14 protein-coding genes are annotated in these 12,160 nt (G+C 62.5%); 3 read left to right on the top strand and 11 right to left on the bottom strand.

Annotated features, from left to right (window positions below):
- Positions 1–74 precede the first annotated feature (74 nt).
- The 6 genes from purF to alr all read right to left on the bottom strand — a co-directional run bounded on the left by purF (position 75) and on the right by alr (position 5,605).
- Positions 75–1,565 carry an amidophosphoribosyltransferase gene (gene purF / locus SJY08_RS10700; RefSeq protein WP_054150707.1) on the bottom strand — a complete coding sequence of 497 codons (1,491 nt, stop codon included), beginning with the start codon at positions 1,563–1,565 and terminating at the stop codon, positions 75–77.
- A 126-nt stretch (positions 1,566–1,691) separates the two neighbouring features.
- On the bottom strand, positions 1,692–2,285 hold the full coding sequence (locus tag SJY08_RS10695; protein ID WP_377275538.1) for a CvpA family protein: 594 nt from the start codon (positions 2,283–2,285) through the stop codon (positions 1,692–1,694).
- A gap of 88 nt (positions 2,286–2,373) precedes the next feature.
- Positions 2,374–3,777 (bottom strand): DNA repair protein RadA, encoded by a 1,404-nt coding sequence (gene radA / locus SJY08_RS10690; protein WP_054150494.1) that lies wholly within the window; start codon positions 3,775–3,777, stop codon positions 2,374–2,376.
- 3 nt (positions 3,778–3,780) lie between these two features.
- Entirely contained in the window at positions 3,781–4,101 is a 321-nt protein-coding gene (locus tag SJY08_RS10685; protein WP_377275537.1) for a type II toxin-antitoxin system RelE/ParE family toxin, read from the bottom strand.
- Positions 4,098–4,385 (bottom strand): type II toxin-antitoxin system ParD family antitoxin, encoded by a 288-nt coding sequence (locus SJY08_RS10680; protein WP_377275536.1) that lies wholly within the window; start codon positions 4,383–4,385, stop codon positions 4,098–4,100. The genes SJY08_RS10685 and SJY08_RS10680 overlap by 4 nt, the downstream gene beginning before the upstream one ends.
- 53 nt (positions 4,386–4,438) lie before the next feature.
- The gene (gene alr / locus SJY08_RS10675) at positions 4,439–5,605 is read right to left on the bottom strand and encodes an alanine racemase (RefSeq protein ID WP_377275535.1); all 1,167 of its coding nucleotides are present in this window, start codon (positions 5,603–5,605) and stop codon (positions 4,439–4,441) included.
- Between the two features lie 84 nt (positions 5,606–5,689).
- On the opposite strand from alr, the gene SJY08_RS10670 reads away from it, so the two are divergent.
- From SJY08_RS10670 to SJY08_RS10660, 3 genes are all read left to right on the top strand, one after another.
- Entirely contained in the window at positions 5,690–6,553 is an 864-nt protein-coding gene (locus SJY08_RS10670) for an AraC family ligand binding domain-containing protein (RefSeq protein ID WP_377275534.1), read from the top strand.
- A 68-nt stretch (positions 6,554–6,621) separates the two neighbouring features.
- The gene (locus SJY08_RS10665) at positions 6,622–7,323 is read left to right on the top strand and encodes an AzlC family ABC transporter permease (RefSeq protein WP_377275533.1); all 702 of its coding nucleotides are present in this window, start codon (positions 6,622–6,624) and stop codon (positions 7,321–7,323) included.
- A complete protein-coding gene (locus SJY08_RS10660) occupies positions 7,320–7,622 on the top strand; it encodes an AzlD family protein (RefSeq protein ID WP_054150499.1) in 303 nt (100 codons plus the stop codon). Before SJY08_RS10665 ends, SJY08_RS10660 begins: the two co-directional genes overlap by 4 nt.
- A 40-nt stretch (positions 7,623–7,662) precedes the next feature.
- On the opposite strand, the gene SJY08_RS10655 is transcribed toward SJY08_RS10660, so the two are convergent.
- From SJY08_RS10655 to rpsF, 5 genes are all read right to left on the bottom strand, one after another.
- On the bottom strand, positions 7,663–9,159 hold the full coding sequence (locus tag SJY08_RS10655) for a replicative DNA helicase (RefSeq protein ID WP_377275532.1): 1,497 nt from the start codon (positions 9,157–9,159) through the stop codon (positions 7,663–7,665).
- A gap of 254 nt (positions 9,160–9,413) precedes the next feature.
- Positions 9,414–9,989 (bottom strand): 50S ribosomal protein L9, encoded by a 576-nt coding sequence (rplI, locus tag SJY08_RS10650; protein WP_054150501.1) that lies wholly within the window; start codon positions 9,987–9,989, stop codon positions 9,414–9,416.
- 13 nt (positions 9,990–10,002) lie between these two features.
- Positions 10,003–10,980 carry a DUF2232 domain-containing protein gene (locus SJY08_RS10645; RefSeq protein ID WP_377275531.1) on the bottom strand — a complete coding sequence of 326 codons (978 nt, stop codon included), beginning with the start codon at positions 10,978–10,980 and terminating at the stop codon, positions 10,003–10,005.
- Between the two features lie 183 nt (positions 10,981–11,163).
- Positions 11,164–11,412: a 30S ribosomal protein S18 gene (gene rpsR / locus SJY08_RS10640; RefSeq protein ID WP_006727431.1), complete on the bottom strand. Its 249-nt coding sequence runs from the start codon at positions 11,410–11,412 to the stop codon at positions 11,164–11,166.
- Positions 11,413–11,435: 23 nt separating this feature from the next.
- Entirely contained in the window at positions 11,436–11,900 is a 465-nt protein-coding gene (gene rpsF / locus SJY08_RS10635) for a 30S ribosomal protein S6 (RefSeq protein ID WP_054150503.1), read from the bottom strand.
- Between the last annotated feature and the right edge of the window lie 260 nt (positions 11,901–12,160).

Genomic DNA, 12,160 nt, shown 5'->3' with positions numbered 1-12,160 from the left:
GCTCTATCTCCTTGTTTTAACGCAGTCCGGACGCAAAAACCGCTGGCGCACTTTTGCTGGACTTGCTCTGGAGCTCAGCCGTTGGCGGCGAGCATGCTTTCCTTGCGGCCCGGCTTCTCGCTTTCCTTGTCGACAAGGCGCGTCGGATAGTCGCCGGTGAAATAGTGGTCGGTGAATTGCGGGTTGGCCGGATCGCGCGGAGCGCCGCCGACCGCGGTGTAGAGGCCGTCGATCGACAGGAAGGCAAGCGAGTCCGCGCCGATATACTTCGCCATCGCCTCGTCGCCGGCATACTGGTTGGCAAGCAGCTTGTCCCGATCCGGCGTGTCGATGCCGTAGAAATCAGGATGGAAGATCATCGGGGACGCGACGCGGATATGCACCTCCTTGGCGCCGGCATCGCGGATCATCTGGACAATCTTCAGCGAGGTCGTGCCGCGCACGATGGAATCATCCACCAGCACGACGCGCTTGCCCTCGATCATTGCCCGGTTGGCCGAATGCTTGAGCTTTACGCCGAAAGCGCGGATCTGCTGCGTGGGTTCGATGAAGGTACGGCCGACATAATGGTTGCGGATGATGCCGTATTCGAAGGGGATGCCGCTCTGCTGCGCGTAGCCGAGGGCAGCCGGCGTGCCGCCATCCGGCACGGGCACCACGACATCGGCTTCAACAGGCGCTTCCTTGGCGAGGTTCATGCCGGCATTCTTGCGGGTGGTGTAGACGTTGCGGCCGGCAACGACCGAGTCCGGGCGCGCGAAATAGACATATTCGAACAGGCAGACGCGTTCCGGCAGGGGACGGGCCGGCATGCGGGACTCGATCGTCACGGAGCCGTCGGCCTGCGTTTCGCAGATCACCACTTCGCCGTTCTTCACGTCGCGCACGAACTTCGCGCCGATGATGTCGAGCGCACAGGTTTCCGAACAGAAGATCGGCTTGCCGTCGAGTTCACCCATGACCAGCGGACGGATGCCGATCGGGTCGCGGGCAGCGATCAGCTTGGTGCGGGTGAGCGCGATCATCGCATAGCCGCCTTCCATCTGGCGGATCGCATCGATGAAGCGGTCGGTGGTCGAGGCATGGCGCGAGCGGGCGATCAGATGCAGCACCACTTCGGTATCCGAGGTCGACTGGCAGATGGCGCCGGTCGCAATGATCTGGCGGCGCAGCGTCAGACCGTTGGTGAAATTGCCGTTATGGGCAATGGCAATGCCGCCTTCTTCGAGCTCGGCAAACAGCGGCTGGACGTTGCGCAGCGCAACTTCCCCTGTCGTCGAATAGCGCGTGTGGCCGATCGCCTGCGGGCCGGGCAGCTTCGCGAGCGTCGCCGGATTGGTGTAGTGGTCACCGACGAGGCCCATATGCTTTTCGGTGTAGAACTGACGCCCGTCGAAGGAGACGATGCCGGCCGCTTCCTGGCCGCGATGCTGGAGCGCATGCAGGCCGAGCGCCGTCAGCGTTGCTGCATCCGGATGGCCGAGAATGCCGAACACGCCGCATTCCTCGTGGAACTTGTCGTCCTGGCTGCCATAGACGACGTAAGAAGGGCTGATCTGCTTCATGGCGAGGGCCTTTGCTCCGGGGACAGACGCGGGATGCTGCGCTTTGAACAGGGAAGCCGCCGGTCTGTCCCGATCCGGCGGCATCTGTGTCTTGTCTCATGTCGCGCGGCCGAAGCCGCGAGAGGATCAGTTGTTCTGGGCCGGAGCCTGTTCGGGCGCCTGCTCGGCGGGAGCCGTTTCGCCAGCAGCGCCGGCTTCCGGCTCGTCGCGGCCGAGGATGCGCTCGCGGATCTGCGGCTCGATGTCTTCCGGCAGGACAGCCTCGAGTTTCTGCACCAGCGAGTTGAGGAAGGGTTTGGACTTGGAGTTGTTGACCCAGTCCGGCCGCTGCGGCTCGTTGATCAACCAGTTCCAGAAAGCCACCGCAACGACGAGCAGCAGCAGGCCACGGGCCGCGCCGAAGAGAAAGCCGAGCGTGCGGTCGAGCGCGCCGATGCGGCTGTCGATGATGAAGTCGGCAATGCGCGAAGTGATGAAGGAAATGACGATCAGCGCGATCAGGAAGATGATGCCGGCAGAGCCTGCCATCGCGATCCGCGGATCGTTGGTATAGCTCATCAGATAGGGAACGAGCAGGGGATAGAGATAGTAGGCGGCAGCAACCGAACCCGCCCAGCTCGCTATGGACAGCACTTCACGCGAAAAGCCACGCACCATCGCCAGCACCGCTGAAAACAGAACGACGCCGATGACGATACCGTCGAAAATTGTGATGGGCATAAATACCAACTCCAAGGCTGCCGGAAAAGACCGGCATTGATGTCACCGCGATTCCGCCGGAACGCGTGATAACACGCGTCGGACCGGATCAACCGTCCTCCTGACCCGTGGGGGCTTTCAGCCGGGAACCGGCGATCCGCGCCACGAGATCGGGAAGGCTGTCCACTTCCCTCCATTTGCCTGCCGAACCCTTTGGAAGGTCCGGGGAGGCAGCCGGCAAGACCGCAGCGGAGAAACCGAGCTTTTCCGCCTCTTTCAGCCTCTGGGCCGTATGGGCCACCGGCCTCACCGCCCCCGACAGGCTGACTTCGCCGAAATAGACGCAATCGGCCGGAAGGGCAATACCGGCCAGCGACGAAACCAGTGCCGAAGCAATCGCCATGTCGGCCGCCGGTTCACTGATCCGATAGCCGCCGGCAACGTTCAGGTAAACGTCATGTTGACCGAGCCTGATCCCGCAATGCGCCTCCAATACCGCCAAAATCATGGCGAGGCGGGACGAATCCCAACCGACGACCGCACGACGAGGCGTGCCGAGCGAGGTGGCAGCCACCAGCGCCTGTACCTCGACCAGCACGGGCCGTGTGCCTTCCATGCCGGCAAAGACGGCTGCGCCCGGGGCTTTCTCATTGCGTTCGCCGAGGAACAATTCGGACGGATTGGCGACTTCGCGCAGACCTTTGTCCGACATTTCGAAGACGCCGATCTCGTCGGTCGGTCCGAAGCGGTTCTTCACCGTGCGCAGGATGCGATAGTGATGGCCGCGATCGCCCTCGAAATAGAGGACGGCATCGACCATGTGCTCGACGACGCGGGGACCGGCGATCTGGCCTTCCTTGGTAACGTGCCCGACCAGCACCATGGTCGCCCCGGTCTGCTTGGCAAAGCGGATCATTGCCTGAACCCCGGTGCGCACCTGGGTCACGGTACCCGGCGCGCTGTCAGCCGTATCGCTCCACAGCGTCTGGATCGAATCGATGATGACTAGATCGGGTCGCTTGCCTTCGGAGATGGTGGCGAGGATGTCCTCGACATTGGTTTCGGCGGCGAGCAGCACATCCGTATCGGCAGCCCCCAAGCGCTGGGCGCGCAGCCGGACCTGGGCGACAGCCTCTTCGCCCGAGACATAGATGACCCGATGACCACGCCGCGCCAGCGCCGCTGCCGCCTGCATCAGAAGCGTCGACTTGCCGATGCCAGGGTCCCCACCAATCAGGACCGCCGAACCGCGCACAAAACCGCCACCGGTTGCCCGGTCGAGTTCACCCATGCCTGTCGGAATGCGCGGCGCTTCCTCAATCTCGCCAGACAGCGAGGTGAGGGTGACAGGACGGCCCTTCTTTGGCGCCTTGCCGGGACCGGAGCCGATCCCGCCCATCGGATCTTCCTCGACGATGGTGTTCCACTCGCCGCATCCATCGCATTTTCCCGCCCAGCGGGAGTGGACCGTGCCGCAGTTCTGGCAGATGAATTGGGTCTTGGCTTTGGCCATGAATTACAGGTCGCTTTCGGGGAAATCGTCGGGGGAGATGTTTTGGCGGCCGTGCGTGATGCGCAGCACAATCAGTGTGTCGTCGACGAGACGAAAATAGATGCATCGACGTCGATAGGGAAATGCGCGCAATCCGGTTTTGACCCAATCGCGGGCGACCCGCGGGTTTCTGGAGGCAGCCAGGTCGCCAATCTTTTGTTCGAGATCGGCCGTGAAGCGCTCGGCTGGAACAGGACTTCGGACATAAAGGTAGGCGTAGATCTCGATGAGATCCTCGATGGCTTGGGGTGACAGTCGATACGGTCGACCGGGACTGCTGTTCACCGTCGTGCTTTCGCTTCGGCGACAATGAATGCCGTGAGGTCGCCGGGCTTGGAGAACTCCCTGAAGTCACCAGCATCCACCGATCGGTCCGCGTCATCGATCATCGTGCGCAGTTCCTTGATCCGCTCCAGCCGCTCGTTCTGAGCCAGCAGACGAAGGCCAGCCCGCAGCATATCCTCAGCAGAAGCATAGATGCCGTTGCTGATCTGCTGCTCTACAAACGCCAATTCGTCAGGTTCGAGCTGTATCTGAACGGTCGCTTGGGATGGGCTTTCTTCGGTCATCAGATGCTCCATTTACGGGAACAATAGCAGAACAAATCCACCCGCGCCAGACCTCAGTCTTCCCCCTCGAGATAGATCCGTTCATAGCGCAGCCCAAGTCCAGTCAGCATTTCGTAACCGATCGTGCCGGCGGCGCGGGCCACCTCGTCGAGCGGCATGGAGGGGCCGAGGAGTTCGATATAGTCGCCGCTGCGCACCGCATTGTCGGGCAGATCGGTGATGTCGAAGACGGAGAGATCCATGGTGACCCGGCCGACGACCGGCACACGCCGACTGGCGCTCACCCCCTCTGCACCAGCAATTCTTGTCCCGCGCAAGGCGATACCCGAGCCGGAGAGATTGCGCAGATAGCCATCCGCATAACCGACGCTCGTAACGGCAAGCCGGCTGTCGCGCGCCAGCACATGCGTTGCGCCGTAAGAGACGCTTTCGCCGGCTTTTGCCTCGCGGATCTGCAGGATGCGGGCCTCGGCCTTGACCACCGGCTGCATCGGGTTTCTGGCGCCGCTGACAGCCTCCCCGCCATAGAGCGCGATTCCGGGACGGGTGAGATCAAAGTGGTAATCCGAGCCGAGGAAGATGCCGGCAGATGCCGAGAGGCTGGAATCAACACCTTCGAAAGCCGCGCTAACCTCCCGGAATTTCTCGAGTTGCTGGCGGTTCATCGGCGAAGACGGATCATCGCCGCAGGCGAGGTGGCTCATGACAAGAACCGGATCGAGACTGGCGGGACGCGAAACATCGTCGGTCAGCGCCAGCGCGTCGGCCATCGGTAAACCGAGGCGGTTGAAGCCGGTATCGACATGCAGGGCGCAAGGGTAGGGGCCGCGCTCGGTGAGCACCGCCATCCAGAAGGCAAGCTGCTCCTCGGATGCGATCACCGGGACCAGATCGTTCTCGAAGAAGATCTCTTCCTGGCCGGGCCAGATGCCTGACAGCACAAAGATGCGGGCCTCGGGCGCATAGGGACGGAGTGTCGCTCCTTCCGCCGGCACGGCGACGAAGAAGTCGCGGGCACCAGCGCGGTAAAGCATCTGGCCGACATCCTCGATGCCGAGACCATAGGCATCCGCCTTGACGACGGCAGCAGCCCGCGCCTTGCCCGAGCGGCGTGCCATCTCTCGCCAGTTCTCGGCGATCGCCGAGAGATCCACGGTCAGGCGCAGCGGTGCCGAAAGAAACTCCTCCGGCGCATCGAGAATGGTGAAACGGTCTGTCATGAAGGCTTCGGGTCAGTTGAACGATGCGCCGACCCTAGCACTTTTCTTCAAGACGAAAATGCGGCGGCCCGATATTATGCTGCTATGCACAGTGTTTCGCAGCAGGAGGCCGCCGAGGCCAATCCGGTCTCACGCAAGGAGCGAACCCGCTTCTGGCGGGACGGGCGTTTCCGCGACATGGAATGCCTGACGGCCTCGTTCATCACCCATGAATTCTCGCCGCATTCGCACGACACCTTTTCGATCGGTGCGATCGAGGTCGGCTGCCAGGTGGCAAGCATCCGGGGCACGCGCGAACACACTGGCCCCGGCGCGCTCTATCTGATCAATCCGGGCGAGATCCATGACGGCCAGCCCGGCGCGCCGGACGGGTATCGCTACCGGATGATCTATCCCGAGGTCGCGCTGCTGACCGACATCATCGAGGAAGTGACGGGCCGCGCCTTCCATGGCATTGCGAGCTTCGGTCGACAGCTTCTGACCGACCCGGAACTCGCCAAGGCCTTCAACCTTGCCCACCGCCGGATCGAGAGCGGTGAGGTTGCGGCATTGGAGGGCGAGGAGAGCATGTATTGTGTGCTCGCCACCATGTTCGCCCGCCATGGCAGCGAGATCATCCGCGCGCCTGATCACAGCGAACCCTCGGCCATGCGCCGGGTCCGCGATCATATCGCCGCCCATTTCGATGAGGAGATCGGCCTCGAGGCGCTGGCGAAAGTGGCGAACCTCAGCCGTGCCCACATGATCCGCGCCTTCCGCAAGCAGTATTTCATCACGCCGCATGCCTTCCAGACGGACATGCGCATCCGCCACGCCCGGCATCTGCTCCGATCAGGCGCCACTCCGTCGGACACGGCAGCGGCCTGTGGCTTCGCGGATCAGGCGCATATGACCCGGCAGTTCAAGGCGCGCACGGGCCTCACGCCAGCCGTTTTCCGCGCCGGCTGATATCAGTCACTTTCGTTCAAGACGGCGCGTTACCAAACCGGCTAGACCCTCCGTGAACAGGAGGCCCCATGAAAGCACAAGCATTGCGGCGCGAAGCCCTCGACGGTTTTCGCGCCATCCTTCCCCTGATCATCGCCGCAATCCCCATCGGCTTCGTCTTCGGCGCGGTCGCGACTGGCAAGGGTCTTTCGCCGGTTGAGGTGACGCTGATGAGCGCGCTGGTCTTTGCCGGCGGCTCGCAATTCGTTGCCATGGATCTGTGGACCCACCCGGCCTCCTGGACGGCGCTCGGCTTCGCAGCACTTCTGGTCAATCTCCGCCACGTACTGATGGGCGCCTCGCTGGAACGCAGCCTCGGCCTCTTCCGCCCTTGGCAGAAGCTGCCGACGCTGCTCATCATGGCGGACGAGAACTGGGCGCTCGCAGAGGCGCGGGCTAGGACGACCGTGCTGACGCCAGCCTACTATCTCGGGCTCGCCTTGCCCTTCTATCTCGGCTGGGTGGCATCGAGCCTCGCTGGCGCGCTCTTCGGTGCGCTGATCGGCGACATCGCCATCTATGGCCTGGATTTCGCCTTCCCGGCGGTCTTCATCGTGCTGCTGACCGGATTCTGGAAGGGCAGGGAGACCGGACTGGTGCTGGCGGCCAGCGGACTTGCGGCGCTCACCGTCCAGGCGTTCGTGCCGGGCGCCTGGTACATTGCCGCCGGCGCACTCGCGGGCCTTGCGGCGGCTTTCATTCCGCTGAAGCAGAAGGAGCAGGCGGCATGAGCCTCGATCCCACAACCCTCGCGACCATCCTTGCCATGATGGCCGCCACGGTTTTCACCCGCTTGTCCGGCGCATTCCTCGTGCGCCGTCTCAAACTCGGTGCCAGCGCCGAAAAGGCACTCGCCACCGTCCCGCCCGCCGTGCTGATGGCCGTGGTCGCGCCGACGGCGCTGGCAACGGGCTGGCCTGAGACGATCGGTTGCCTGGTGGTTGTCGCAGCGGCGCTGCGTCTGTCACTGTTGCCGGCAGCAGTACTCGGCGTCATCTCCGTAGCGCTCCTGCGTCTATTCGGCCTCTGACCCGAAAATGAGTAGGGCGCCTCTGGGGCGCCCTCCGATCTCACGGTTCTTCGTATTGGATGAAGCTCGGCTCGGCCAGATCCGCAAAGCGGGTGAATTCCGACTGGAAGGCGAGCTTGACGGTGCCGGTCGGTCCGTGACGCTGTTTGGCGATGATCACGTCGGCCGTACCCTTGACCTTCTCCATATGCGCTTCCCATTCCGGATACTTCGGATCGGCGATGTCGCGGGGCTCGAGGTTCTTCACATAGTATTCCTCGCGGAACACGAAGAGCACGACGTCGGCGTCCTGCTCGATCGAACCCAATTCGCGAAGGTCGGAGAGCTGCGGGCGCTTGTCTTCGCGGTTTTCGACCTGACGGGAGAGCTGTGAGAGCGCCACGATGGGCACGTTCAATTCCTTGCCCAGCGATTTGAGGCCCGTGGTGATCTGGGTGATTTCCTGAACACGGTTTTCGCCCGACTTGCCGGAGCCGGTCATCAGCTGGATATAGTCGATGACCAGGAAGTCGAGACCGCGCTGACGCTTCAGACGACGGGCACGGGCAGCGAGCTGGGCGATCGAGATACCACCGGTCTGGTCGATGAACAGCGGCACCTTCTGCATGGTCTGGGAAAAGCCGACAAGCTTTTCGAACTCGTGCTCGGTGATGTCGCCGCGGCGGATCTTCGAGGAGGAGACTTCCGTCTGCTCTGACATGATACGGGTGGCGAGCTGTTCGGCCGACATTTCGAGCGAATAGAAGCCGACCACGCCGCCATTCTTTGCCTTGAAGGAGCCGTCGGGCAGGACTTCCGGCTCATAGGCGGCCGCTATGTTCCAGGCGATGTTGGTCGCAAGCGAGGTCTTGCCCATACCCGGACGACCGGCGAGCACGATCAAGTCGGAGCGCTGCAACCCGCCCATCTTGGCATCGAGCGACATGATGCCGGTGGAGACGCCCGAGAGGTTGCCGTCACGCTCGAAAGCAGCCCCTGCCATGTCGACGGCCTGGGCGACCGCATCCGAGAAGGACTGGAAGCCGCCGTCGTAGCGGCCGTTTTCGGCCAGCGCAAAGAGCCGGCGTTCGGTGTCTTCGATCTGCGCCTGTGGTGGCATGTCGAGCGGCGCGTCGTAGGCGATGTTGACGACGTCCTCGCCAATCTGGATCAGCGAGCGGCGCAGCGCGAGATCGTAGATAGCGCGACCATAGTCCTCCGCATTGATGATGGTGACCGCTTCGGAAGCAAGCCGCGCGAGATACTGCGCAACCGTCAGGTCGCCGACCTTCTGGTCGGCCGGCAGGAAGGTCTTGATCGTGACCGGGTTTGCCGTCTTGCCCATGCGGATGATCTCGGAGGCGACCTCGAAGATCTTGCGGTGCAGCGGCTCATAGAGATGCTCGGGCTTCAGAAAGTCCGAAACGCGGTAGAAGGCATCGTTGTTGACGAGAATGGCGCCGAGCAGGGCCTGTTCGGCTTCGATATTGTTCGGAGCCTCCCGATAGAGCGGCTCAGTCGGTTGGACCGGGCTCAGTTTGCGCGCAGCATCATTCATTCGTTCATATCCGTTCAGAGTGTCGGCGGTGGCTGCACCATAGCGAGAACCTGGGCCAGCGGAATGGCCCGCGCAGCAACCCACATTGATTCACAGGCGCCCAATCGCGACTTTAGAAAAAGCCGAGCAATCCGATCTTTTCGGTTGACTGTGACATCAGCCGAATCGGCGATCTGGAGCGTTCATTTTAGCAGAGCGCAAACGAAAAACGCCCGGAAAAATCCGGGCGTTTCGTCTCCGCGATGGCGGAAAAATCAGTCGTCTTCGCCGTCCATGTCTGCGTCCGGATCGAAGAAGTCTTCCGGACGAAGAGCGTCTTCGTCAACGCCATAGATGGCGTCGGCCGAGGTCAGGCTTTCGCCCTTGGCCTGGCGCTCGGCTTCTTCAGCCGAACGGGCAACGTTGAGCTCGACGGACAGTTCGACTTCCGCATGCAGGTGCAGGGTGACCTGGTGGATGCCGATAGCCTTGATCGGGGTGTTCAGTTCAACCTGGTTGCGGCCGATGTTGAAGCCTTCGGCAGCCAGGATTTCGACGACGTCACGAGCAGCGACCGAACCGTAGAGCTGGCCGGTTTCGCCAGCCGAACGGACGACGATGAAGGACTTGCCGGCGAGAGCGTCGGCAACGGTCTGGGCTTCCGACTTGCGCTCGAGGTTACGGGCTTCGAGCGTGGCGCGCTCGGCATCGAAACGCTTCTTGTTGGCTTCGTTGGCGCGCAGCGCCTTGCCCTGCGGCAGCAGGAAGTTACGAGCGAAACCGTCGCGAACCTTGACGGTTTCGCCCATCTGGCCGAGCTTTGCGATGCGTTCGAGGAGAATGACTTGCATGATCCTGTTCCTTTCAGTTGTCAGTGTCGGAGTTTGAAGTGTCGGCCTTGCCGGCCGGCGTCAGGGCAACGGTCCTTCGTGTGTCCGAAAGGCCGATGATGAAGGGGATCATGAGCGGAAGCAGCATGATCGAAGAGAGATAGGCGAGCACGAGGGCCGGCAGGCGCCAGTCCTTGCCCCGGGTCTTGAGATGCATGGAGGCAAAGCCAGCCATCAGGAAGCCCGCGCCGAAGGTGCCGCAGACAACTGCGCCGATCATGGCGGGCACGCCGCCGATGAAGCAGGCGACAATGCCGGCGAGGAAGATGAAGACCGTGTTGCGGTTCATCCGGAGCGCCGACGGAAAGTCTTCGCGCGGACGCTTGTTGCGGCCGGAAGCCGTGACGATCCGCATGGCGATGTAATACATCATCGTCAGCAGCAGAACCCAGGTGCCGCCCTGGATGATCGGCAGCAGGATGACCATGGTCCGCTTCAACTGCTCGAGCGCCACGGCATCGGGCAGCATGGCCGGATCCTGCGTACTCATCGCCTGCGTCATCGCATCGACAAGCTGGCCCGTGAATTCCGGACCAAAGCCGATGATCACGCCGAGCACGACGACGGCGATCGACACGAAAGCACAGAGCTGAAGAAGAATATCGGAAAGCGGATACCAGGCGATCAGGTGGTCAGGGCCGCCGATTTCGGACGCTGGACGCGCCAGGCTCGACAGGTGTGCCAGCCAGCCGGCCGGCCCAAGCGTGAAGATTGTCATGCCGAAGGCAAATGTCGGCGATACGCTGACCATACCGAGAAGGGCGGCCGTCACGATCGCGGTGATGGCGGCGGCATTGCCCCAGCCGAGGCCGACGATCAGAACGGGAAGGGCGGAAGCAGCATAGAGGATGGAGGCAAGCGTGGGCTGTGCCGCAGCACCCAGCACGAGCAGGGCGGCGGCAATGCCGGCAACAAAGCCGGTCGTCAGCGATTTCGCATCCAGGTTCTTCAATGTCGCTGTCCTGCTGTTCTAGCAGTTAGGGGAGGGGCTAACGCGATCTCGCAAGAGCCATCCCCAACATGGGTTTTCACCCGACGTCGCGGCAATCGCGCCATCTGGCGGTCGGTTCCGATCCGCGCCCAACGCGGAAGGGATGAAGCCCGCCGGCGGAGAGCCGGCAGGCTTCGGATCAGATTACGCTACGACGTAAGGCAGCAGGCCAAGGAAACGGGCGCGCTTGATGGCCTGGGCCAGTTCGCGCTGCTTCTTCTGGGAAACTGCGGTGATACGCGAAGGAACGATCTTGCCGCGCTCGGAAATGTAGCGCTGCAGGAGACGGACGTCCTTGTAGTCGATGCGCGGAGCGTTTGCGCCCGAGAAGGGGCAGGTCTTGCGACGACGATGGAAAGGACGACGTGCCTGAGAAGAGGATGCATCAGCCATTGTGTGTTCTCCTATTGCTCAGATTACGCGCGGTCTTCGCGCGGACGACGCTCGAAGCCACCTTCACGCGGGCCACGGTCCGGACGCGGACCACGATCGCCACGGTCGCCGAAATCGCGACGCGGGCCACGATCGTCGCCGTCACGACGCGGACGGTCGTCACGGTCGCGCTTCTGCATCATGGCAGACGGGCCTTCTTCGTGGGCTTCAACAGCGATGGTCATGTAACGAAGAATGTCTTCGTTGATGCGCATCTGGCGCTCCATTTCATGGACGGCCGGTGCCGGAGCATCGATGTCCATCAGGGCGTAGTGAGCCTTGCGGTTCTTCTTGATGCGGTAGGTGAGGGACTTGAGGCCCCAGTTTTCTACGCGCCCGACCTTGCCGCCGTTAGCTTCGATGACACCCTTGTACTGTTCGACGAGGGCATCAACCTGCTGAGCGGACATATCCTGCCGGGCAAGGAATACGTGTTCGTAAAGAGCCATGTAAGCTTTGCCTTTTCTTGCGGTTGTCGTCACCCGGATCCGGCGCTAAGCCTCACAGACTGCTCCTGTGCGGCGTGTGCCGCGGCAAGAAAAGTGTTGTGTTCGAGACGGTCGAGAGCGGAGACACGGGAGACCGGAAACCCTTCTGGTTCCTGCTGCAAGCCTTATCGGCCTGCCAGCCCTCCGTTCAGCCACCAGCCAGAGACCGGGTGTTGTGAACGGTGCGCTTATACGCGGATTAGCCACAAAAGCAAGGGCCG

It is taken from the genome of Rhizobium sp. R86522, assembly GCF_042466255.1.
Taxonomy (GTDB): Bacteria; Pseudomonadota; Alphaproteobacteria; order Rhizobiales; family Rhizobiaceae; genus Allorhizobium.
This window is presented reverse-complemented; position numbering and strand designations above follow the sequence as displayed.

Coding starts and splice junctions, on each gene's coding strand:
- SJY08_RS10665 (WP_377275533.1), top strand. CDS start 6,622: ATGAAAGCACAAGCATTGCGGCGCGAAGCCCTCGACGGTTTTCGCGCC.
- SJY08_RS10680 (WP_377275536.1), bottom strand. CDS start 4,385: ATGACCGAAGAAAGCCCATCCCAAGCGACCGTTCAGATACAGCTCGAA.
- alr (WP_377275535.1), bottom strand. CDS start 5,605: ATGACAGACCGTTTCACCATTCTCGATGCGCCGGAGGAGTTTCTTTCG.
- SJY08_RS10695 (WP_377275538.1), bottom strand. CDS start 2,285: ATGCCCATCACAATTTTCGACGGTATCGTCATCGGCGTCGTTCTGTTT.
- SJY08_RS10670 (WP_377275534.1), top strand. CDS start 5,690: ATGCACAGTGTTTCGCAGCAGGAGGCCGCCGAGGCCAATCCGGTCTCA.
- rpsR (WP_006727431.1), bottom strand. CDS start 11,412: ATGGCTGATGCATCCTCTTCTCAGGCACGTCGTCCTTTCCATCGTCGT.
- SJY08_RS10660 (WP_054150499.1), top strand. CDS start 7,320: ATGAGCCTCGATCCCACAACCCTCGCGACCATCCTTGCCATGATGGCC.
- rpsF (WP_054150503.1), bottom strand. CDS start 11,900: ATGGCTCTTTACGAACACGTATTCCTTGCCCGGCAGGATATGTCCGCT.
- purF (WP_054150707.1), bottom strand. CDS start 1,565: ATGAAGCAGATCAGCCCTTCTTACGTCGTCTATGGCAGCCAGGACGAC.
- rplI (WP_054150501.1), bottom strand. CDS start 9,989: ATGCAAGTCATTCTCCTCGAACGCATCGCAAAGCTCGGCCAGATGGGC.
- radA (WP_054150494.1), bottom strand. CDS start 3,777: ATGGCCAAAGCCAAGACCCAATTCATCTGCCAGAACTGCGGCACGGTC.
- SJY08_RS10655 (WP_377275532.1), bottom strand. CDS start 9,159: ATGAATGATGCTGCGCGCAAACTGAGCCCGGTCCAACCGACTGAGCCG.